Below are 21711 nucleotides of genomic sequence, written 5' to 3'. Positions count from 1 at the left end.
CGGGCTAGCCGTCCCGGGCGAGGATCAGCCCACTGGTGGGCACCCCGGTGCCCGAGGTGACCAGTACGTGCTCGACACCCTCGACCTGGTTGTACGACGTGCCGCGGACCTGCCGGACACCTTCGGTGATGCCGTTCATGCCGTGGATGTACGCCTCGCCGAGCAGGCCGCCGTTGGTGTTGATCGGGAACTCACCACCCAGCGACAGCCGCTCCACGGTGGCGAAGTCCTTGGCCTCGCCGCGCCCGCAGAAGCCGAGTTCTTCCAGCTGGGTGAACACGAACGGCGTGAAATGGTCGTAGATGAACGCGGTTTGGATGTCGGCCGGTTTGAGCCCGGAGTCACGCCAGAGCCGGTGGGCGACGACGCCCATCTCCGGGAGTCCGGTGATGTCGTCGCGGTAGTAGCTGGTCATCATCTCGCCGTTGGCTGCCGCGCCCTGGGCGGCCGCCGCGATGATCGCCGGCGGTCGACGCAGGTCGCGCGCCCGCTCGGCGCTGGTGACCACCAGCGCCACGCCACCGTCGCTCTCCTGGCAGCAATCCAGCAGGCGCAGCACGGGTTCGACGATCCAGCGCGAGTTCTGATGGTCTTCCAGCGTGATCGGACGCTCGTAGAACCACGCGTCGGGGTTGCGGGCGGCGTGCGCGCGGTCGACGACGGCGATGCGCCCGAAGTCCTCGTTGGTGACGCCGTAGGTGGACATATAGCGCTGGGCGTGCAACGCCACCCACGCCGCCGGCGTGATCAGACCGAACGGCGCATAGTGCGCCATGAACAGCGGCGTCTCGGCACTGGTGCGCCCGCTGCCGCCGAACCGGAAACCCGAGCGCTCGTTGAAGGCCCGCCAGCACACCACCACGTCGGCGACGCCGGTCGCGACCGCCATCGCGGCGTGCACCACGGTGCCGGCGGCCGCGCCACCGCCGTGGTGTACCCGGCTGAAGAAGCTCAGATCGCCGATGCCGACGTTGCGGGCAATCTCGATCTCGTCACTGGAATCCATGGTGAAGGTGACCATGCCGTCGACATCGGCCGGCGCCAGACCGGCGTCGTCGAGCGCGGCACTGACTGCCTCGCAAGCTAATTGGAGCTCGCTGCGGCCGGACTCCTTGGAGAACTCGGTCTGCCCGATCCCGGCTATTGCACAGTGGCCGGCGAGGGTGCCCCGTTGCGTGCTGCTCATGCCTGCGGCCCGTCCAGCAGACTGAGCACCGCGGTGCCCGAGACGTGATCGCCGAGATTGTTGGAGCCGCGGAAGGTGACCTCGACGAAATTCTCGCCGTCCTGGCCGGGGTTCTTGGCGGACACGCTGCCGGTGAAGCTCAGCGTGGAGCCCGGAAAGCACGGCACGCCAAGGCGAATCGCGAGGTTCTTCACCATCGCCTCGGGGCCGGCCCAGTCGGTGAGGAACCGCACGCAGTACCCGTTGGTGGTCAGGATGTTCATGAACAGGTCGGGGGAGCCCTGCTTCTTGGCGTAGTCGCGGTCGTGGTGCACGGGCATGAAGTCGCGTGAGGCGATCGCCCCGGCCACGATCTTCGTGGTGTCGACAGTGATTTCGAGGGGACTGAGCTCGTCACCGACCTCGATGTCAGCCCACTTCAACGTGCTGGTCCGGCTGGCGGTGGTCGTCATCTAGCGTCCTTCCGAATAGGTCGCGCCGAGGCGGGCAAGTTGCTGGGAGGCCGGGCCCAGGGTCAGCTCGTTGTGCTTGGCCCACAGGAAGTAGCGGTGCAGCGGATAGGTGGTGTCGATCCCGATGCCGCCATGCACGTGTTGGGCTGTGGCGGTGACCCGGGCCCCGGCGTCGGCGGCCCAGAATTTGGCGATGCGGGCCGCCCGGTCGGCGGATTGCCCGGCGCCGATCAGCCACGCCGCATGCCAGGTGGTCCAGCGGATCGCCTCGACATCGATGAAGGCGTCGGCCATCCGCTGTTGCACGGCTTGGAAGCTGCCGATCGGCCGGCCGAATTGTTCCCGCCCGGTGGTGTATTCGGCGGCGATGTGCAGGGCCCGGTCGGCGACGCCGAGCTGGACCGCGCACAGCGCGACCAGAGCGCGCGTGTACAGCGCCGCTACGTCGACGTCGATCCGGTCGTCGTCGGAAACGGTTGCACCGGCCAGGAGTACGTCGGCGTGCGGTTCGCGATCGGTGGTCGGCACCGCCCGGACCTCGACCCCGGGTGCGTCTGTCGCCACCAGGAACACCGCGACGTCCCCGTCGTCGACCGCTGCCGGAATCAGCACCGTGTCGGCCAGTTGCGCAGCCGGCACCAGTTCTTTGGCCCCGTCCAGGCGCCAGGTCGCGCCGTCGCGGCGGGCGGTGGTGGCCGGACGTGTCGGGTCGGACCGGCCGGGTTCGGCCAGGCCCGCCGTCAGGATGCGTTGCCCGGCAATGACATCGGGCAGGAAACGGTGCTGTTGGCCGGGATTGCCGTGCCGGGCGATCGGGTCGGCGCCCAGCACCAGCGTCGGGTAGGCCGGCACCGGGGCCACCGCCCACCCGACTTCGGCCAGCAGCACGCCGAGTTCCACGAAGCCGCCACCGTTGCCGCCGAACGATTCCGGCAGTGCGGTCCCGAGCAGGTCGACGGTGGCGAGCTCCTTCCACAGGGCCTCGTCGTAGCGCGTGTCACCGGCCTCCAGTTCGGTGAGCCGTTCCGGTGTGGCCCGGCGATCAAAGATCTCCCGGGCCAGCTTGGCGATGGTTTCCTGCTCTTCGGTGAAGGTGAAATCCATGGCTACCGACTCGGCCGGAACTGGTGCAGCGTCAAGTCGTTGTCGTAGGTCTGGAAGTACAGCTGCACCGGCATACCGACTTCCACCTCAGCCGGATCGATGTCGGTCAGGTTGGATACCAGCCGAACCCCTTCCTCGAGTTCGACCAACACCACGATGTAGGGGTAGTCGAAGAACGGGACGCGCGGCTGGTGCGGCATCACGTAGCTGTACACCGTGCCGCGCCCGGACGCCTCGATCGGCTCCCACTCCAGCGAGCGGCACTGCGCGCACATCGGCCGGGGCGGGTGCCGCAGGGTCGCACAGCCGCTGCAGCGCTGGATCAGGAGTTTGTTCTGCTTCAATCCGTTCCAGAAGAACTCGGTGTCGGCGCTGATGGTGGGCGCCATCCGGGTGGCCATCAGTTGGCCGGCTTGAATCGCAGGACCCGGAAACGTTGTCGCCCAAGCACTTCGCCGTCCTGATTGGTATAGGTGGTCAGCCAGGTCAGGAAGAACCCGGTGCCCAGCGCCGTCTTCTTCTCCTCCGACACCGACTCGTAGACCGTCGTCGCGCTGATCAGGTCGCCCAGCCGCGGATAACGCTCGATCTCGAATTCGGAATTGGTGGCCACCGTACTGCGGTATCCGGCCTCGTCCAGGAAAGCCGTTGGGTTGCTTCTGATTTCGACGGGCGCGCCCCCGCGGTCCCCGATCCCGTCCAGCTTCGGCGAGGGCATGGTCCAGGTCTGCAGCATCACCGGCGGCGAGACGATGCCACCGAACCGCGAGGTCGCCGCGAAATCAGGGTCGATGTACACCGGATTCAGGTCGTCCATGGCGCAGGCCCAGTGCCGGATCATCGGCTGATTGACCGGATCTGGAGCCACCGAGGGCTTTCCGGTGCCGCCGGTCGGTTTGCCGACCAGGGCCCGCACCCTGTCTTGCACTTCTGCGTCGGTCACTTAGGTCGATCCTCCTTTGTCTGCGGCCGCGCGAAGATCACGAGGTGCGCGCGGCATGCGCAGTCCCGCCATCGCGATGATGTCACGCTGGATTTCATTGGCGCCGCCGCCGAACGTGTTGATCACGGCCTGCCGGTACGCCGATTCCAGGGCGCCCCGCAGCGGAGCGTCCGCGCCGCGGCGCACTCCGTTGCCGTCGAGCACCTCGAGCAGCTGACGGGCCACCTGCTGGGTGAGTTCGGTGCCGAACACCTTCGCCGCCGAAGCTTCACCCATGTTCAGCACACCTTTGGTCATCGCGGCGTTCACCCGCAGATTGACCAGCTTGTAGGCAGCGACCTCAGCTTCGACCCGGGCCAGTGCCAGCTGGACCCAGGGTTGGTCGATGACGCGGGCACCGTCGAGTTCGGTCTCGGTCGCCCAGGCCACCGTCTTTTCGAACAACGGCTCGAGTGCGCCCAGGTTGCCCAGCGCGGCGCGTTCGAAATTCAACTGGGTGGTAATCAGTTCCCACCCCTGGTTCTCCTCGCCGACCAGCGCGCTGACCGGAACCCGCACGTTGTCGTAGAACGTGTAGAACGTCGAGATGCCCGGCATGGTGTGCAGCGGCTGCCAGGAGAAACCCGGCGCCGACGTCGGCACGATCAGAATCGAGATTCCCTTGTGCTTCTTCACATTCGGATCGGTGCGGACCGCCAGCCAGATGTAGTCGGCGTAGGCCGCGCCACTGGTGAACATCTTCTGGCCGTTGATGACGTATTCGTCGCCGTCGCGGACGGCGGTGGTGCGCACCGAGGCCAGGTCACTGCCTGCGCCGGGTTCGGAGTAACCGATCGCGAATTCGACGCTGCCGTCCAGAATGGCCGGCAGGAACTTCTGCTTCTGCTCCTCGGTGCCGCGCTGCATCAACGTCGGACCGACGGTATTGAGCGTCACCAACGGGATCGGTGCCCCGGCCCGGCGGGCCTCCTCGCCAAAGATGTACTGCTCGATTGCCGAAAAACCCTGTCCACCATATTCTTTAGGCCATCCCACGCCAAGCAGGTTGGCCGCTGCCAGCGCGCGTACGCAGTCCCGGACAGCGGGGCCGCCCTCGATGTTCTTGCCGATCGCCGCGACGCGTTCGGGTGTCATCACCTGTTGCAGTGTGGCACGCATCTCGGCGCGCAGCCGTTGCTGTTCCGGGGTGTATTCGAGATCCATGTCTCAGACCCCCAGCCGTACCGGCATCCGCTTGACCCCGGGCACCATCGTGGCCTTCATCCGGTCGACGTCGCCGACCAGGTCCAGGCGCGGGAAGCGCCGCAGCAACTCCTCGAACAGCACGGTCGCCTCCAGCCGCGCCAATTGCGCACCGATGCAGGAATGTTCACCGCAGCCGAACGCGATGTGCGGATTCGGATGGCGCGTGACCTTGAAGTCCTCTGAGTCAGCCCCGAATACGTCTTCGTCGCGGTTGGCCGACCCGTAGAGCATCGTCACCACGTCGCCGGCCCGGATCAGCCGGCCGCGAATGTCGACGTCGGCGGTCGCCACCCGCGACATGCTGACCACCGGGCTGTTCCACCGCAGCATCTCTTCCACTGCGACCGGAATCGACGTGGGGTCCTCGACCAGCAGGCGGGCCTGGTCGGGGTGGTTGATCAGGGCCAGGGTGCCCAGCGCTATCAGGTTGCGGGTCGTCTCGTTGCCGGCCACCAGCAGCAGGAAGGCGAAGTTGAGCAGATCCTCGTCGCTGAGCCGGTGCTCGTCGATCTCGGCCGCCGCCAGCACCGAGAGCAGGTCGTCGCGTGGATCGGCGCGCCGGGCGGCGATCAGCTTCTGGAAGTACTCGAACAGCTGGCCCATGGCCACGAACGCGTCGAGTTCGATCTCGGGGTCGGCGGTCCCGGTGGCCGCGTCCGACCAGGTCCGGAACTGCTCCCAATCCTCGGCGGGCGCACCGATCAGCTCGGCGATCATCCGGGTGGGCAGCGGGGCGGCGATCTCCTCGGCGAATTCGTGCACCGTGCCGGGTTCGACCTCGTCGAGGATGCCGCGCACGATCTCGCGGATCTTGGGCTCGAGCACCGAAACCCGGCGCCGGGTGAAGCCGGCGTTGATCAGCTTGCGCATCTGCCGGTGCCGCGGCGGATCGGTGAAGATGAGGTTGCCGTCCTGCACCGGGTTCGGCATGTCCGGGTCCGGAATGCTGATGCCCTTGGTGGAAGTGAACAGCGCCGGGTTGCTCGACACGAACCGGATGTCCTCGTACTTGAGCAGCGCCCAGAATCCGGTCACGTCGTTCCAATGCACCGGCGATGTCGCACGCAGCTCCCGGTAGGCCGGATACGGGTCGCCGGCATAGAACTCCGGTGAGTGCAGCGGGATGTCGGTGTGCACGGCGGGGCGTTCCTCCGATCCGACACATTTATCGAAAGTGTCTTGTGCATTGTGTCTACTCTGCTGGTAATCGCGCTGTCAACACGCCCGCAACACCATGAAACAGCGCAGAATTCAGTTGTGCAGTGATTGACGCCCGGGTTCGGCGGGTGTACACCAGGGGAATAGATGACCGAATCATCGATCCCTGGGGTGAGGAAGCAGATGGCTGTGTTACCGGCGCTCGTGGACAGCTACCAGCTCTACATCGACGGGCGCTGGGTCGAACCGGAGAACGGTCGCTACGACGACATCTCGCCGGCCACCGAGCAGGTCATCGCCACCGCACCCGACGCGAGCACCGGCCAGGTCGGCGATGCGATCGGCGCGGCACGGCGCGCATTCGACGACGGCCCCTGGGCCGGTTCGACACCCGAAGACCGGGCGAGGTGCCTCACCCAACTCGGGGAGGCGCTGCTCAAGCACGCCGACGACTTCTTCGCGCTGTCTCAGCAGGAGTGGGGCTGCATCCAGAACGAGCGGCTGATGCAAGTCGACGGGGCGGCGTTCATGTCCATGCACGCCGCCCAGCTGGCCACCCAGTTGGCCGACGACGCTGTGACCGGGATCGGTGCCGGGACCACGCTGCTCCGGCACCAGCCGCTGGGTGTGGTGTCGATCCTGACGCCGTGGAACTTCCCGCACTGCCTCAACGTGATGAAGCTCAACCACGCGTTGGCCGCCGGCGACACCGTCGTCCTCAAGCCTTCGCCGCTGACCCCGCTGGCCGGGCTGGCGCTGGCCCGGCTCATCGACGAGCACACCGACATCCCGCCCGGGGTGGTCAACGTCGTCACCCCGTCCGGCGTCGACGCGGCGAAGCTGCTCACCACCGATCCGCGGATCGACATGGTCAGCTTCACCGGCAGTTCGGTGGTCGGGCGCCAGGTGATGGCGGCCGCGGGCGACACCCTCAAGCGGATTCTCCTGGAACTGGGGGGCAAGTCGGCGTGCATCCTCCTGGACGACACCGAGGTCACCGACGAGATGTTGCAGCAGCTGCTGTTCGACTGTTGCTCGCTGCACGCCGGGCAGGCCTGCATTCTGCAGAGCAGGCTGCTGTTGCCCGATGCCTTGCACGACGACGTCGTGGACCGGTTGGTGGCACTGGCCCGCGAGGTCGAAGTGGGTGACCCGACCGACGCCGCGGTGCAGATGGGCCCGCTGATCAGCGACGCGCAACGCGACCGGGTGGCGGCCCACGTGGCCGGCGCGCTGGACGGCGGAGCCCGGTTGGCGACGGGGGGCGGCCGGCCGGCCGGCTTGGACGTCGGGTTCTACTTCGAGCCGACGATCCTGACCGAGGTCGAGCCGGATTCGGTGATTGCCCAGGAGGAAGTGTTCGGGCCGGTGCTGAGCGTGGTGCGCTACCGCGACGACGACGATGCGGTCGCGATCGCGAACAACTCGCGCTACGGCCTTTCCGGCGCGGTGTGGAGTGGTGACGTGGAGCGGGCGGTGGGCGTCGCCCGCCGGATCCGGACCGGACAGGTAGCGGTCAACGGTTGTGGTGCCGGCGCGGCGCCGTTCGGCGGATTCAAGTTGAGCGGGCTGGGCCGGGAAGGCGGCGGGATCGGCGGGGTGCACCAGTACATGGAGTCGATGGCCATCGGCGTGCCCGCGTGACCGGGCCCCTGTCGGGGCTGCACGTGGTCGAAATCGCCACCGAGATCGCCGGACCGTACGCCGCCAAGTTGCTCGCCGACCTCGGTGCCGAGGTCGTCAAGATCGAACCTCCGGACGGTGATCCGTTGCGCCGGTGGGGGCCTTTCCCCAGCGGGATACCCGACCCGCAGCATAGTGGTCTGTTCGAATATCTCAATGCCGGAAAGCAGTGCATCACACTGGATTTCGCTCAGCCAGGTGACCGGGCGACCGCCGAAGGCCTGATCGCGCGGACCCACGTACTCGTGGAGAACCACGCACCCGGCACGCTGGCGGGCTGGGGCCTGGACACCGTCACGCTGGCGCGGATCAACCCGAACCTGGTGTTGCTGAGCATCTCTCCCTTCGGACAGACCGGGCCGTGGCGTGACCGCCTCGCCACCCCGCTGACCATTCAGGCGGTGTCCGGTTGGATCAGCACCCGGGATCCGCAGCGCCCGCCGGTGCAGGCCGGTGCCCGGATCTCGGAATACGTCGCCGGTGTCTACGGTGGGATGGCCGCATTGACCGCGTTGCGATCGACGGGCTTCCGGCAGGTCGACGTCTCGGAGTTCGAGTCGCTGCTGTCCACCCTGCCGTATCCGATGCTGATGGCCGAGCGGATGAAAAGCCTTGGGCTGGAACCGAATGTCCGGGCGGCACCGATGCTTGGTGTGGTGCGCGCAGCCGACGGGTGGGTCGGTATCAACTGTCTGACCGGGCAGCACTGGCTCGACGTGTGCGCGATGCTGGGACTGCCGGAGTTCGGTGAGCACCAGATCGCCATCATGCTGGGCGGCCCGGAGCGTGCCGAGTTCTTCGCCAAGGCTGCGCCGTTGCTCGCCGCGCAGACGGTGGCCGAACTCGTCGAACTGAGCCAGGCGATGCGGATCCCGGCGGCCCCGGTCAACGACGGCGCCACCATCCTGGATTCGCCGCAGTACGCCGAGCGCGGATTCTTCATCGAGGGCAACGGATTTCGCCGCCCCGGTCCGCCCTTTCGGATGGGCGCCGGTGATGCTGCCCCGCCGCACTGCGCCACTGCGCCGCCCCCGCCGCCGGAATCCCCTTTCCAGGGACTGCGCGTGCTAGATCTGAGTACCTTCTGGGCCGGCGCCTACCTCACCTGCTATCTGGGTGCGTTCGGCGCCGACATCGTCAAGATCGAGTCCATCCAGCGTCCCGACGGCCACCGCTATTCCGGTGCCTATCCCTTCGAGGGTGAGGACTGGTACGAGCGCAGCGCACTGTGGCAGGCCACCAACCTCAACAAGCGCGACCTCACCCTGGATCTGAACACCCGGCGCGGGCGCGACATCGCGCACCGGCTGGCCGCGCAGGCCGACATCGTGGTGGAGAACTTCTCCCCGCGCGTGGTCGAGCAATTCGGCCTGGACTACCAGTCGCTGGTGGCGCTCAACCCGGATGTGATCGCGGTCCGCATGCCCGGCTTCGGACTGGACGGGCCGTGGCGCGACTACGTCGGCTGGGCGCTGAACATCGAGCAGACGTCGGGGATGACGGCGGTGACCGGCTACCCCGACGGGCCGCCGTGCAACCTGCAGGGTCCGGCCGATCCGATCGTCGGCGTGCACGCCGGGGTCGCGTTGCTGGCCGCGCTGGAACACCGGCGCCGCACCGGACAGGGCCAGCTGATCGAGGTCGCCCAGATCGAGGTCGCCGCCTGCGTGACCGCCGAACCGGTGATCGAGTACTCGCGCAATGGTGTGGTGTGCCCCCGTGCCGGCAATCGGCGGCGCGGCTACCTGCAAGGGGTCTACCCGACCCAGGACGGGACGTGGGTGGCGCTGTCGCTGCCCGACGACCCGTCCCTGGACCACGATGTGTTCGACGAACTGGTCACCGCCTGGACCCGTACTCAGCGAGCACAGGTCATCGTCGAACAGCTTCGCGCACAGGACATTCCGGCCGAGCAGGTGGTCACCGGCGACCAGATGTACGAGTTCGCTCAGCTCGCCGCCCGGAATTTCTACGAACGGTTCGAGCATCCCGTCACCGGACCGCGCCGCTTTCCGGGCTGGCCGTTCCGGATCACACCCGGGCCCGGTCGGCACCACCGCACCGCCCCGCCCACCCTCGGTCAGCACAACGACGAAATCCTGCGTGCGCTCGGGCTTTCCGACGACGCACTGGCCGAACTGCGCGACCAGCGGATCATCGGCGAACGGGTGCTGAACGCCTAGCGCCGCGCCGATGCCGTCCTAGACTGCCCTGGACAGAGAGGGGGCGTCGGGCCGGTGCGCAGGGCGTTCAGAGACTTCGTGGTCGGCTGGTGGAACCAGCCGTCGGGTTTCGACTGGACGGTGCAGCAGCTGCGCAACCGCGGATTGCTGCGGCTACACCAGGTGTTCATGGGAATCCTGATGGTGTTCTACGCCGGCATCAGCATCCTCACCGCCGTCTACCCCTACCTGAAGATCCCCGAAGTCAGCTATTTCATCGTCGCGGTGGCGGCGGTATCAGGCATCGGGTGGGCGTTCGGACCGTTCCCCTCCGAGCGGGTTTCGGCGCTGTTCATCCTCGTTTCCAATCTGTGCATCCTCGGCACCGTCGTCAACGTGAGTCAGACGTTCCTGGCCATGCCCGGCTTGACGGTGCTGGCCATCAACGGCTTCTACATCGTTGTCCTGCACGGGCCGCGGGCGCTGACAGCGCATCTGATGTTCTCGGCGGGGTCGATCGGCTGGTGCTACGCCGAATCGTTGCGCCAGCATCTGTTTCCCGGCAACGTCACCACCATCAACCTGCTGATAGTCGTGCCGATCGTCTTGGGATTTCCCGTCGTGATGCAGGCGTATCTGCTGACGCTGCGCACCGGTGCCGTTGCGGCGCTTCACGATCCGTTGACCCGGCTGAACAATCGCCGCGGCCTGGAGAACAGTCTGGACGGCCTGGTGGGTGCGACGGTGACACCGGTGACGGTGCTGACGGTGGATGTCGACCGATTCAAGGCGATCAACGACACCCATGGGCACGAAGTCGGGGACCGGGTGCTCACCACCATCGCCGAGTGCATCCGCGCCGGTGTCGCCGATGCATCGTTGGATACGGCCGCCGCGCGGATCGGCGGCGAGGAGTTCGTGATCGTGCTGCGCGGTGACTCCAGCGCCGGACGCGCGGTGGCCGGTCGGATACATGCCGCGCTCGCCGCGGATGCGACAGCCCCCGGTTTCACCGTGAGCATCGGTATAGCGACCGGCGTCTGCTCGTCGGCGACCGTGCAGAATGTGGTGCACCGTCTCATCGACAGTGCGGATTCGGCGATGTACCGGGCCAAGCGAGCCGGCGGGAACCGGACCGAGGTGGACCGGCGCGAGTCGTCTGAGCTGCACTGATAAGATTTCCAATGCGTTAACGTATCCGATAGAAAGGTGTTCGGCATGGCCGTCGCGATCGACCGTCCGAAACTCGAGGGGAACATCGCCGTCGGCGACAACCGGCAGATCGGTTTCGCCGAGTTCGGGGCCCCGCAGGGGCGCGCGGTGTTCTGGCTGCACGGCACTCCGGGTGCCCGGCGCCAGATCCCGACCGAGGCCCGCATCTACGCCGAACACCACGACATCCGCCTGATCGGTATCGACCGGCCCGGCATCGGCTCCTCGACGCCGCACCGCTACGAAGCCATCTCGGAGTTCGCCGGCGACTTGCGCGCCATCGCCGACACCTTGGGCATCGAGCACATGGCAGTCGTCGGATTGTCCGGGGGCGGACCCTATTCGCTGGCATGCGGCGCGCGGCTGGCTGACCGGGTGGTCGCGGTCGGGGTGCTCGGCGGCGTGGCGCCGACGCAGGGTCCCGACGGCATCAGCGGCGGCGCGATGACACTGGGCGTGCGGGTCGCACCACTGCTGAAGTTCGGTGGCAACCCGCTGCGGATCGGCGCCAGCATGCTGATCCAGGGGATCCGGCCGGTCGCCTCGACCGCGCTTGACATCTACGCGCTGCTTTCGCCTGAGGCCGATCGGCACCTGCTGACCCGTCCCGAATTCAAGGCGATGTTCCTCGACGACCTGCTCAACGGCAGCCGCCGGCAGCTGGCGGCGCCCTTCAACGACGTGATGCTGTTTGCGCGGGACTGGGGATTCCACCTCGACGAGGTGCAGGTACCGGTCAAATGGTGGCACGGCGACCACGACCACATCATCCCGTTCTCGCACGGCGAGCACATGGTCGCCCGGCTGCCCGACGCCGAACTGTTCCACCTGCCCGAGGAGAGCCACCTCGCCGGCCTGGGCCGCGGCGAGGAGATCCTGTCCACCCTGATGAAGATCTGGGACGAGCGTGGCTGACCCGGTAGCCTCGCTCACGTGCTGCTGACCTCGCTGAATCCTGCGGTCGCCACCGCCGACGACATCCCCGACGCGGTCAGCATCGACGGCTTCCGGCTCAGCCGCAGCGACCTGGTCGGCGGCGCGACATCGGTCGCCGAGCGGGTGGCGGGCGCGCGGATGGTCGCGGTACTGGCCGTTCCGACGGCGTCCACGGTCCTGGCGATCGTCGGCTGCCTCATCGCCGGCGTGCCGGTGGTGCCGGTGCCCGCCGACGTCGGCGTGGCCGAGCGCCGGCACATGCTCACCGACTCCGGCGCCCAGGCCTGGCTGGGTCCGGTGCCGGACGATCCCGATGGCCTGCAACACGTTCCGGTCCGCCTGCATGCGCGGTCCTGGCACCGGTACGCCGAACCGGCACCGGATGCGCTGGCGATGGTGGTATACACCTCGGGCACAACGGGTTTGCCCAAAGGCGTGCAGGTGAGCAGGCGGGCCATCGCGGCGGATCTGGATGCGCTGGCCGAGGCCTGGCAGTGGACACCCGACGACGTGCTGGTGCACGGCCTGCCGCTGTACCACATCCACGGTCTGGTACTCGGACTGCTCGGCTCGCTGCGGGTCGGGAATCGGTTCGTGCACACCGGAAAACCGACGCCGGACGGGTACGCGGCCGCGGGCGGGTCGCTGTACTTCGGGGTGCCGACGGTCTGGTCGCGGCTGGCGGCCGAGCCTGCGGCAGCCGAATCACTAAGAGCAGCACGACTTTTGGTGTCCGGTAGTGCGGCGCTGCCGGTGCCGGTGTTCGAACGCCTGGAAGCGTTGACCGGGCACCGGCCCATCGAACGCTACGGTGCCTCCGAATCGTTGATCACCGTGTCCACCCGGGCCGACGGGGAACGGCGCCCCGGTTGGGTCGGGTGGCCGTTGACCGGCGTGCAGACCCGGATGGTCGACGACCACGGCGATCCGGTTCCGCACGACGGGGAAACCGTTGGCAAACTTCAGGTTCGGGGCGCCACCCTGTTCGACGGGTACCTCAACCGCCCCGAGGCCACCGCTGAGGCATTCACCGCGGACGGCTGGTACCGCACCGGCGACGTCGCCGTCGTCGACGACGGCGGCATGCACCGGATCGTGGGCCGGGAGTCGGTCGACCTGATCAAGTCGGGCGGTTACCGCATCGGGGCAGGCGAGATCGAGACCGTGCTGCTCGGACACGCCGACGTGGCCGAGGTGGCGGTGGTCGGCCTGCCCGACGCGGATCTGGGCCAGCGGATCGTGGCCTACGTGGTAGGCCAGGCCGATCCTGCCGAGCTGATAGACCATGTCGCCCAACAACTGTCAGCGCACAAGCGGCCTCGCGAAGTGCGGATCGTGGACTCGCTGCCCCGCAACGCGCTGGGCAAGGTGCTCAAAAAGCAGTTGATCGACGAGGGCTGACGGAACAGCACGGAGGCCACTTCGGCGGTGGTGTCGGTGGTGGCGGTGGTGACCGCAGCGCACCGGCTCGCAGCATCCTGCCAGCACTTCCCAGGCAAACGCGCACCTGCGGGCCGCTACCGTTTTCAGGGTGCCGCCAACCACGCTTGAAGCCGCAGCTCCCGCGTCCAGCCCGATGCGAGCGGTGGCCCTGTCCTGTCTGGTGGGCTCGGCCGTCGAGTACTACGACTTCTTCATCTACGGCACCGCAGCAGCCCTGGTGTTTCCCACGGTGTTCTACCCGCACCTGGGTCCGACGATGGCCACTGTCGCCTCAATGGGCACCTTTGCCACCGCGTTCCTGTCCCGACCGCTCGGCGCGGCCGTCTTCGGACATTTCGGGGACCGGTTGGGCCGCAAGCGAACCCTGGTCGCCACCCTGCTGATCATGGCGCTGTCCACCGTGACGGTGGGTCTGGTGCCCAGCACGGCGACCGTCGGCCTGGCGGCCCCGCTGATCCTGATCGTGCTGCGGGTGCTGCAGGGGTTCGCCGTCGGCGGCGAATGGGCCGGGTCGGCGTTGCTGAGCGCCGAATCCGCGCCGGTCGATCGGCGCGGGTTCTACGGAATGTTCACCGTGCTCGGCGGCGGCATCGCGCTGGTGCTGACCAGCCTGACGTTCCTGGGTGTCAACGCCACCATCGGCGAAGGCAGCCACGCCTTCCTGCAATGGGGGTGGCGGATTCCGTTCCTGCTGAGCGCGGTGCTGATCACCATCGCGCTTTACGTGCGCCTGAACGTCGGCGAGACGCCGGTGTTCGCCGGTCAGCGAACCCACGCGGCCGTGGCCCCGCTGACCGAGGTGCTGCGACTGCAACGCACCGAGGTGATGCTGGCCGGCGGCAGCGTGCTGGGGTGCTTCGCCTTCACCTATCTCGCCAGTGCGTATCTGCCCAGCTACGCGCACACCCAACTGGGGTATTCCCGCAACCTGATCCTGGCCGTCGGGGTGCTGGGCGGGCTGACCTGCCTGGTGTTCGCCGCACTCACGGCCACCCTGTGCGACCGGTTCGGGCGGCGCCGCGTGCTGCTGGTCAGCTGGGCCGCGGCACTGCCCTGGGCGGTGGCGGTGATGCCGCTGATCGATTCGCGTGACCCGGTCCTGTTCGCGGTGGCGATTCTGGGCATGTACGCCGTGTCCGCGAGCTGTTTCGGACCGATTGCGTCCTTCGTCCCCGAACTGTTCGCCACCCGCTACCGCTACACCGCGACGGCGCTGTCCATCAATCTGGCGGGTATCGCCGGCGGTGCGGTGCCACCGCTGGTCGCGGGCTGGCTGCTGGCAGCCTATGGCGCGGCCGGCATCGCGTACCTGTTGCTGACGCTGGCGGGACTGAGCCTGATTTCGGTCTACCGACTGCCGGAAACCAGCGGGACCGAACTCGACGCGCGTTAGTTGGCGTGCAGGTCCGCGTTGAGCGCGATGCCCTGGCCACCGCGCGGCACCACCTCGACCGCGCCGCTCAGCGAGTTGCGTCGGAACAGCAGGTTGTTGCCGCCGGACAGCTCGGCTGCCTTGAGCGTGCTGCCGTCGGGGGTGTTGACCTTGGTGCCGGCGGTGACATACAGCCCCGCCTCCACCACGCAGTCGTCGCCCAACGAGATGCCCAGGCCCGCGTTGGCGCCCAGCAGGCAGCGTTTGCCGATCGAGATCACCTGCTCGCCGCCGCCGGACAGGGTGCCCATGATCGAAGCGCCGCCGCCGACGTCCGAGCCGTCACCCACCACGACACCCGCCGAAATGCGGCCCTCCACCATCGATGCGCCCAGGGTGCCGGCGTTGAAGTTGACGAAACCCTCGTGCATCACCGTGGTGCCCGGCGCCAGGTGCGCACCCAGGCGCACCCGGTCGGCGTCGGCGATCCGCACCCCGGTGGGCAGCACATAGTCCACCATGCGGGGGAACTTGTCGACGCCGTAGACCGTCACCGGCCCGTGCCGGCGCAACCGCGCCCGCACCGCCTCGAAACCCTCGACGGCGCAGGGGCCGCGGTTCGTCCAGACCACGTTGGTCAATACTGCGAACAAACCGCCGGCGTTCAGCCCGTGCGGCGCCACCAAGCGGTGCGACAGCAGATGCAGCCGCAGGTAGGCGTCGTACGCGTCGGCGGCCTGATCGTCCAGCGACCCGATCACAGTGCGCACGGCGATGGTCTCGGTACGGCGGTCGTCGTCGCGTCCGACCAGCGCGGCCAGTTCGGCGGGCACGTCGGAAAGGGCCAACCGGGAGGTGGCGCTGTCGCCGGACTCGGTCAGTTCCGGTGCGGGGAACCACGTGTCCAGGACAGATCCGTCGGATGCCAGCGTCGCCAGGCCGATGCCTGCAGCTCCAGTCACGGCGGTCAGGTTACTTTCCCGCGCGAGCAGACACAAAAGCACCCATTTGCCGGTCAAAATAGGGGCTTTTGCGACTGCTCGGCATACTTGGTGCCGTGTTGGACTTGTGCGGCGACCCGGTGGCGCTGACCGCGGCGTTGGTGGACATTCCCAGTGAATCGCGCGACGAGGCGCGCATCGCCGCCGAGGTGGAGGCGGCCCTGCGTGCCCAGGCGCCCCGCTTCGAGATCGTCCGCAGCGGCAACGCGGTACTGGCGCGCACGGCGCTGGGCCGTCCGACGCGGGTGTTGCTGGCCGGGCATCTGGACACCGTTCCGGTCGCCGACAATCTGCCCAGCCGGCTGGTGGACGGCCAGCTGCACGGTTGCGGCACCGCCGACATGAAAGCCGGGGATGCGGTTTTTCTGCATCTGGCGGCCACCCTCGCCGACCCGGTGCACGACCTGACCCTGGTGATGTACGACTGTGAGGAAATCGAGTCGGCGGCCAACGGATTGGGCCGCATCCAGCGCGAGTTGCCGGAGTGGCTGTCCGCCGACGTGGCCATCCTGGGTGAGCCCACCGACGGCTGGATCGAGGCAGGCTGCCAGGGCACCCTGCGGGTGGTGGTCCGCGCCACCGGTACCCGGGCGCACTCGGCCCGATCGTGGCTGGGCGACAACGCAATTCACAAACTCGGTGCGGTGCTGGACCGGTTGGCCGGCTATCGGGCGCGCAGCGTGGACATCGACGGGTGCGGCTACCGCGAGGGCCTGTCGGCGGTGCGTATCGACGGCGGCGTCGCCGGCAATGTGATCCCGGACGCGGCGGCGGTCACGATCAATTTCCGGTTCGCCCCGGACCGCTCGCCCGAAGCGGCTTTACACCACGTGCACGAGGTGCTGGACGGGCTGGACGTCGAGATCGATCTGACCGACTCCGCGGCGGGCGCCCTTCCGGGCCTCACGCATCCCGCGGCGAAGTCTCTGGTCGAGGCCGCAGGGGGACAGGTCCGGGCCAAGTACGGGTGGACCGACGTGTCCCGCTTTGCGGCACTGGGCATTCCGGCGGTCAACTACGGTCCCGGCGATCCCAATCTGGCACACAAGCGTGACGAGCGGGTGCCCGTCGCCAACATTGCGGCGTCAGTAGAGATACTGCGCCGCTACCTGAGCCGGTAGCAGGCTGTGGCGCACCTCGCTGCCGCGGACTCGACGGCCCGGTCCGCGTCGTTGCGCGCTGAGCAGCGGCCTCAGCCCTGCGCCTGAGCCGCGGCGTCGGCCGCTGCCGCGCCCATCCCGATCGCGGCGAATTCGTCGGCCACCGCTCGCAGGCCGGCGGTGTCCCGGCCGGCCAGTGCGCGCGCATGCCGGACGACGATTTCGCCTACCTTGCAGTCGATTTCAGTGGCGAGCCGGGTGACCGGCTCGACGGCCCGGACATCGCCGAGCCGGACGGCGTCATGCCAGGCGAGCAGCGCCACCGCCGACTGCCCGGCGCGTTCGGCCATCCGGGCGGCGTCGCGCGCCGCCGACGTCGCACCCATCCGGTCGCGCGCCGTCGCCCTGGTCCACGCGCGCGCCTGACCGAGTTCGGGGGCGAACAGCGCCGACTTGGTCCCGTGCCGGTTCTCCGCGCGCCGCAACGCTTTCGCCGACCCCGGGATGTCACCCCGGCGCGCGATGGCGGTGGTCAACAAGATTAGCGACAGCGGACCCCAGGAGTAGCCCGAACGTTCCAGCTCGGCGGCGGCGGGCTCCAACAGCTTTGCGGCAGCACCGAATTCACCTCGGACGTTCAGCACCAGGGCGATCAACACCTCACCGATGGCCCGGCCCGGTTGCTGCAGTTCGGCGAAGTCGGTGAACTGCTGAGCCAGGGTCTGCGCCTGCGCGACCTCGCCCGCCATCAGCAGCGAGGTGATCTGTGCCAGTCCCGCGGTGAACCGCAGCAGTCCGGGATGCTCTGCTGCCGTTGCCTTGTCGACCAGGGCCCCGACATCGGCGAAGCGTCCCATCCGCGCCGACGACAACGCGGCGGCACTGGCGGCCCACGCCACCGCCATGTCGCCGGCCGACGGCGCGGCCAGCACGTCGGTGGCCACGGCGAGGGCACGCTGCAGATTTCCCGAGTTCATGGCGAAGGTAGCGGTCAGCCCGTCCAGCACATTCTGGGCGGCCGGCTCGGTCACCCGATTGCGGGTCGTCTGCAGGAACGCGGTGGCCTTCTCCGGCTCGCCCAACATCCAGAACTGGTTGGCCGCCCGCGGCACCGCCCAGGCCATCAGATCGGCTTCGGACAAGTCGGCAGGCTGAACCGCCGCCAGCACCTGGCCCGCGTCACGGCCGCGTCCCTGCCAGGCCAGTGCCTGGCCCAGCACCAGCCGGGCATCCAGCCCGCCCGATCGGTCCAGCGCGGCGCGCGCCAACCGTTCGGCAAGCCACAGATCGCCGAGCCGCAGCGCCTCTTGCGCGGCGGCGACCACCTCGGCGACCGGCTGCAACGCGTCGCAGTCCAGCGCCAGCGACGCCAGCCGCAACCGGTCGCTGGGGTGCTCGCACGGGTGTCCGGAGAGCAACTCGACCAGCTCGGTGCGCCGTCGTCGCAGCACGTCGCCACCCGAGGTCGCCCGGACGCGCTCGCCGAACAGCGGATGGGCGATGTAGGCGACCGGCTCGTCGTCATTGCGTACCCGGGTCTCGGCGGCGCCGAGGTCCGTTGCCTCCTCGACCGCGCCCTCGCCGGCCAGCACGGCGAGATCGGCCAACGTCAGCGGCTCGACCAGGGCCAGGTAGTCCAGCACCGAACGGGCCGGCGCCGGCAGCTCGGCGAGGAATTCGTCGACCTCCGCCGCGGTGGTCAGCCCACCCGGCGGAGCGATGTCGATGCGGTCCAGCAGGCCGTCCGTCCACAACGCGGCGATGGCGGCCGGTGCCGCGTCCGCCCGCGCGGTGACGATCATCCGGGCGGTGCCGGCGCGGGCGAGCTGGTAGACCAGGGTCGCCGACAGGATGTCCAGGTCGTGGGCCTCGTCGACGACGAGCAGCAGATCGCTCTCCTGGGCGGCCCGGGTCAGCGACGTCCGGGCGGCCCGCAACAGTGCGGCCGGTTTCCCGATGTCGGCGAATTCGATCAGATGTCCGAAGGCGCCGAAGGGCACCACCTGCTCGGTGGGGGTCCCGATGACCCAGCGGGTGACGGTGTTCGGGTGCTCGGCGCAGCAGCGTTCGGCGGCCAGTCGGGCCAGCGTCGACTTGCCGACGCCGTCGGGTCCGACCACGATCCCGCCCCCGGATTCCCGCAACGCGCCGTGCAGCCGCTCCAGCGCCTCGGTGTGTTGCGGGACGTTCCAGCGGATCGGCACTGTTCGACTTTATGGCAACTGCGCAGTTGGTCTACGTTGCGGTGATGCCCTCAGACAACAGCGACGGCGGCCGGCGGGCGGTGGCCGTCTACTGCGCTGCCACGCCGACGCACCCGGAGTTGCTCGAACTCGCCGCCGCGCTGGGTCAGGGGATAGCGCAGCAGGGCTGGACGCTGGTGTGGGGCGGCGGCCACGTGTCGGCGATGGGCGCGGTGGCCGCCGCGGCGCGGGCCGCCGGCGGCTGGACCGTCGGGGTGATCCCGACCATGCTGCTGGACCGTGAACTGGCCGACCAGCAGGCCGACGAGCTGATTGTCACCGACACCCTCAGCGAACGGAAGCAGGTGATGGAGCAACGGGCAGATGCGTTCATCGCGCTGCCCGGCGGTGTCGGCACCCTGGACGAATTGCTGAGCGCGTGGACCGAGGGATATCTGGGGGTGCACGACAAGCCCATCGTGATCCTGGACCCGTGGGGGCATTACGACGGGGTGCGCGCCTGGATCTTCGGTTTGCTCGACAGCGGTTACATCTCGCAGGCAGCGGTCGACCGGCTGGTGGTGGTCGATAAGGTCGGCGATGCGCTGCAGGCGTGCGCACCAGCGTGACAGCCCGGCCGGGCCGGGCTGTATGTATTGGGTATCAGCGGGCTTGCTAGGGAATCGAGGGACCACGTGGCCGAGCACGAGTCACACACACGCGTCAAACTGACCGATATCGCTCTTCGGCTGCCCGCTCTGGTGGCCGACACGCCCTCGATCCTGCGCGCGGTGAAGACCGGCCTGCTGCCGCGGCCGAGTTCGAAGACCTCGATCGGCGCGGTGTTCCAGGAGCGCGCGGCCCGCTACGCCGACCGGGTTTTCCTGAAGTTCGGCGATCAGCAGTTGACCTACCGCGAGGCCAACGCGACCGCCAACCGCTACGCCGCCGTGCTGGCCGCGCGAGGTGTGGGCCCGGGTGATGTGGTCGGTGTGATGCTGCGCAATTCGCCCAACGCGGTGCTCACGATGCTGGCGGTGGTGAAGTTGGGCGCGGTCGCCGGCATGCTCAACTACCACCAGCGTGGCGACGTGCTGTCGCACAGCCTGGGCCTGCTCGACGCCAAGGTGCTCATTGCCGAATCCGACCTGGTCAGTGCGGTCAGTGAGTCCGGCGGTTCGGCCGGTGAGGTGCTGACCATCGAAGACCTGGAGCGCTTCGCCACCACCGCGCCCGCGACCAACCCGGCCGCGGCGTCGTCGGTGCGGGCCCGCGACACCGCGTTCTACATCTTCACTTCGGGCACCACCGGCTACCCGAAGGCCAGCGTGATGACGCATTACCGGTGGCTCAAGGCCCTCGGCGCGTTCGGCGGGCTGGGGTTGCGGTTGAAGGCCTCCGACACTCTGTACAGCTGCCTGCCGCTCTACCACAACAACGCGCTGACGGTCGCGGTGTCGTCGGTGATCAACTCGGGGGCGACCCTGGCGCTGGGCAAGTCGTTCTCGGCGTCCCGCTTCTGGGACGAGGTGATCGCCTACGACGCCACCGCGTTCATCTACATCGGCGAGGTGTGCCGCTACCTGCTCAACCAGCCGGAAAAGCCCACCGACCGCCAGCACAAGGTCCGCGTCATCGCCGGCAACGGGCTGCGCCCGGACATCTGGGACGAATTCACCAAGCGCTTCGGCATCGAGCGGGTGTGTGAGTTCTACGCCGCCAGCGAAGGAACCACCGCGTTCATCAACTTCTTCAATATGCCCCGCACCACCGGTATTTCGCCGATGCCGCTGGCCTACGTCGAATACGACCCGGACACTGGCGAGCCGGTGCGCGACGACAACGGGCGGGTGCGTCGGGTGCCCGCCGGCGAGCCCGGGTTGCTGCTCAGCCCGGTCAACCGGCTGCAGCCGTTCGACGGCTACACCGACAAGGAAGCCACCGAGAAGAAGCTGGTGCGCAACGCGTTCAAAGAGGGCGACACGTACTTCAACACCGGCGACGTGATGCGGCCGCAGGGCATGTTCCACGCGGCGTTCGTCGACCGGCTGGGCGACACGTTCCGCTGGAAAGGCGAGAACGTGGCGACCACACAGGTCGAGGCGGCGGTGGCGTCGGACAAGAACGTCGAGGAGTGCACTGTCTTCGGCGTCGAGGTGCCCGATACCGGCGGGCGTGCCGGGATGGCCGCGGTCAAGCTGCGCGACGGCAAGGATTTCGACGGGAAATCGTTGGCCGGGGCGGTGTATGACAAGTTGCCGGCCTATGCGTTGCCGTTGTTCGTGCGGTTGGTGGAGTCGCTGGAGCACACCACCACGTTCAAGAGCCGCAAGGTGGAACTACGCAAACAGGCCTACGGCTCCGATATCGAGGACCCGCTGTACGTGCTGGCCGGGCGCAAAGAGGGTTATGTCGAGTACTACGAGGACTACCCGGGCGAGGTTGCGGCGGGGAAGCGCCCGCAGGGCTGACCCGCACCCCCGGCGACTCTGCGTCTGGGGCGGGGAAGTGCGAGTAGACCGTGCCCTGAG

Annotated in this window: 18 protein-coding genes; 9 read left to right on the top strand and 9 right to left on the bottom strand. The window is 68.3% G+C overall.

Going from position 1 to position 21711, the window contains the following annotated elements:
• Positions 1-4: 4 nt before the first annotated feature.
• The 7 genes from AC5Y3Z_RS21520 to AC5Y3Z_RS21490 are packed head-to-tail and all read right to left on the bottom strand — an operon-like array spanning position 5 to position 6067.
• Entirely contained in the window at positions 5-1186 is a 1182-nt protein-coding gene (locus tag AC5Y3Z_RS21520; protein WP_463826733.1) for a lipid-transfer protein, read from the bottom strand.
• Positions 1183-1638 (bottom strand): MaoC family dehydratase, encoded by a 456-nt coding sequence (locus AC5Y3Z_RS21515; protein ID WP_463826732.1) that lies wholly within the window; start codon positions 1636-1638, stop codon positions 1183-1185. The genes AC5Y3Z_RS21520 and AC5Y3Z_RS21515 overlap by 4 nt, the downstream gene beginning before the upstream one ends.
• Positions 1639-2742: an acyl-CoA dehydrogenase family protein gene (locus tag AC5Y3Z_RS21510; RefSeq protein ID WP_463826731.1), complete on the bottom strand. Its 1104-nt coding sequence runs from the start codon at positions 2740-2742 to the stop codon at positions 1639-1641. It lies immediately after the preceding gene.
• Positions 2743-2744: 2 nt separating this feature from the next.
• On the bottom strand, positions 2745-3143 hold the full coding sequence (locus AC5Y3Z_RS21505) for a Zn-ribbon domain-containing OB-fold protein (RefSeq protein WP_463826730.1): 399 nt from the start codon (positions 3141-3143) through the stop codon (positions 2745-2747).
• Positions 3143-3685 carry a MaoC family dehydratase gene (locus AC5Y3Z_RS21500; protein ID WP_463826729.1) on the bottom strand — a complete coding sequence of 181 codons (543 nt, stop codon included), beginning with the start codon at positions 3683-3685 and terminating at the stop codon, positions 3143-3145. Before AC5Y3Z_RS21500 ends, AC5Y3Z_RS21505 begins: the two co-directional genes overlap by 1 nt.
• A complete protein-coding gene (locus AC5Y3Z_RS21495; protein ID WP_463826728.1) occupies positions 3686-4888 on the bottom strand; it encodes an acyl-CoA dehydrogenase family protein in 1203 nt (400 codons plus the stop codon).
• Between the two features lie 3 nt (positions 4889-4891).
• Positions 4892-6067: a cytochrome P450 gene (locus AC5Y3Z_RS21490; RefSeq protein ID WP_463826727.1), complete on the bottom strand. Its 1176-nt coding sequence runs from the start codon at positions 6065-6067 to the stop codon at positions 4892-4894.
• A gap of 204 nt (positions 6068-6271) precedes the next feature.
• Between AC5Y3Z_RS21490 and AC5Y3Z_RS21485 the strand changes: the two genes are divergently transcribed.
• From AC5Y3Z_RS21485 to AC5Y3Z_RS21460, 6 genes are all read left to right on the top strand, one after another.
• The gene (locus AC5Y3Z_RS21485) at positions 6272-7732 is read left to right on the top strand and encodes an aldehyde dehydrogenase family protein (protein ID WP_463826726.1); all 1461 of its coding nucleotides are present in this window, start codon (positions 6272-6274) and stop codon (positions 7730-7732) included.
• Complete coding sequence (locus AC5Y3Z_RS21480; protein WP_463826725.1) at positions 7729-9954, top strand: CaiB/BaiF CoA transferase family protein; 2226 nt, start codon at positions 7729-7731, stop codon at positions 9952-9954. Before AC5Y3Z_RS21485 ends, AC5Y3Z_RS21480 begins: the two co-directional genes overlap by 4 nt.
• 54 nt (positions 9955-10008) lie before the next feature.
• Positions 10009-11106 carry a GGDEF domain-containing protein gene (locus tag AC5Y3Z_RS21475; RefSeq protein WP_463826724.1) on the top strand — a complete coding sequence of 366 codons (1098 nt, stop codon included), beginning with the start codon at positions 10009-10011 and terminating at the stop codon, positions 11104-11106.
• Positions 11107-11151: 45 nt separating this feature from the next.
• Positions 11152-12060, top strand: a complete 909-nt coding sequence (locus AC5Y3Z_RS21470) for an alpha/beta fold hydrolase (RefSeq protein WP_463826723.1) — start codon at positions 11152-11154, stop codon at positions 12058-12060.
• Between the two features lie 18 nt (positions 12061-12078).
• Positions 12079-13482, top strand: a complete 1404-nt coding sequence (locus AC5Y3Z_RS21465) for an acyl-CoA synthetase (RefSeq protein WP_463826722.1) — start codon at positions 12079-12081, stop codon at positions 13480-13482.
• Between the two features lie 175 nt (positions 13483-13657).
• A complete protein-coding gene (locus AC5Y3Z_RS21460) occupies positions 13658-14917 on the top strand; it encodes an MFS transporter (protein ID WP_463826822.1) in 1260 nt (419 codons plus the stop codon).
• On the opposite strand, the gene dapD is transcribed toward AC5Y3Z_RS21460, so the two are convergent.
• On the bottom strand, positions 14914-15867 hold the full coding sequence (gene dapD / locus AC5Y3Z_RS21455; RefSeq protein ID WP_463826821.1) for a 2,3,4,5-tetrahydropyridine-2,6-dicarboxylate N-succinyltransferase: 954 nt from the start codon (positions 15865-15867) through the stop codon (positions 14914-14916). The two genes, AC5Y3Z_RS21460 and dapD, sit on opposite strands and share 4 nt — an antisense overlap.
• 86 nt (positions 15868-15953) lie before the next feature.
• Here dapD and dapE point away from each other — a divergent pair, with 86 nt between their 5' ends.
• Entirely contained in the window at positions 15954-17018 is a 1065-nt protein-coding gene (gene dapE / locus AC5Y3Z_RS21450; protein WP_463826721.1) for a succinyl-diaminopimelate desuccinylase, read from the top strand.
• 71 nt (positions 17019-17089) lie between these two features.
• Here dapE and AC5Y3Z_RS21445 read toward each other — a convergent pair whose 3' ends face one another.
• Complete coding sequence (locus AC5Y3Z_RS21445; RefSeq protein WP_463826720.1) at positions 17090-19201, bottom strand: AAA family ATPase; 2112 nt, start codon at positions 19199-19201, stop codon at positions 17090-17092.
• A 44-nt stretch (positions 19202-19245) separates the two neighbouring features.
• On the opposite strand from AC5Y3Z_RS21445, the gene log reads away from it, so the two are divergent.
• Both log and fadD6 read left to right on the top strand, forming a co-directional pair.
• Positions 19246-19809 (top strand): cytokinin riboside 5'-monophosphate phosphoribohydrolase, encoded by a 564-nt coding sequence (gene log, locus AC5Y3Z_RS21440; RefSeq protein WP_463826820.1) that lies wholly within the window; start codon positions 19246-19248, stop codon positions 19807-19809.
• Positions 19810-19875: 66 nt separating this feature from the next.
• Entirely contained in the window at positions 19876-21651 is a 1776-nt protein-coding gene (fadD6, locus tag AC5Y3Z_RS21435) for a long-chain-acyl-CoA synthetase FadD6 (RefSeq protein ID WP_463826719.1), read from the top strand.
• The last annotated feature ends 60 nt before the right edge of the window (positions 21652-21711 follow it).

This window comes from Mycobacterium sp. NGS61 (assembly GCF_059812325.1).
Note: the sequence above shows the minus strand (reverse complement) of the source record. Positions and strands in the feature narration are given on the sequence as shown.

Coding starts and splice junctions, on each gene's coding strand:
- AC5Y3Z_RS21520 (WP_463826733.1), bottom strand. CDS start 1,186: ATGAGCAGCACGCAACGGGGCACCCTCGCCGGCCACTGTGCAATAGCC.
- AC5Y3Z_RS21515 (WP_463826732.1), bottom strand. CDS start 1,638: ATGACGACCACCGCCAGCCGGACCAGCACGTTGAAGTGGGCTGACATC.
- AC5Y3Z_RS21510 (WP_463826731.1), bottom strand. CDS start 2,742: ATGGATTTCACCTTCACCGAAGAGCAGGAAACCATCGCCAAGCTGGCC.
- AC5Y3Z_RS21505 (WP_463826730.1), bottom strand. CDS start 3,143: ATGGCCACCCGGATGGCGCCCACCATCAGCGCCGACACCGAGTTCTTC.
- AC5Y3Z_RS21495 (WP_463826728.1), bottom strand. CDS start 4,888: ATGGATCTCGAATACACCCCGGAACAGCAACGGCTGCGCGCCGAGATG.
- AC5Y3Z_RS21485 (WP_463826726.1), top strand. CDS start 6,272: ATGGCTGTGTTACCGGCGCTCGTGGACAGCTACCAGCTCTACATCGAC.
- AC5Y3Z_RS21470 (WP_463826723.1), top strand. CDS start 11,152: ATGGCCGTCGCGATCGACCGTCCGAAACTCGAGGGGAACATCGCCGTC.
- AC5Y3Z_RS21460 (WP_463826822.1), top strand. CDS start 13,658: ATGCGAGCGGTGGCCCTGTCCTGTCTGGTGGGCTCGGCCGTCGAGTAC.
- log (WP_463826820.1), top strand. CDS start 19,246: ATGCCCTCAGACAACAGCGACGGCGGCCGGCGGGCGGTGGCCGTCTAC.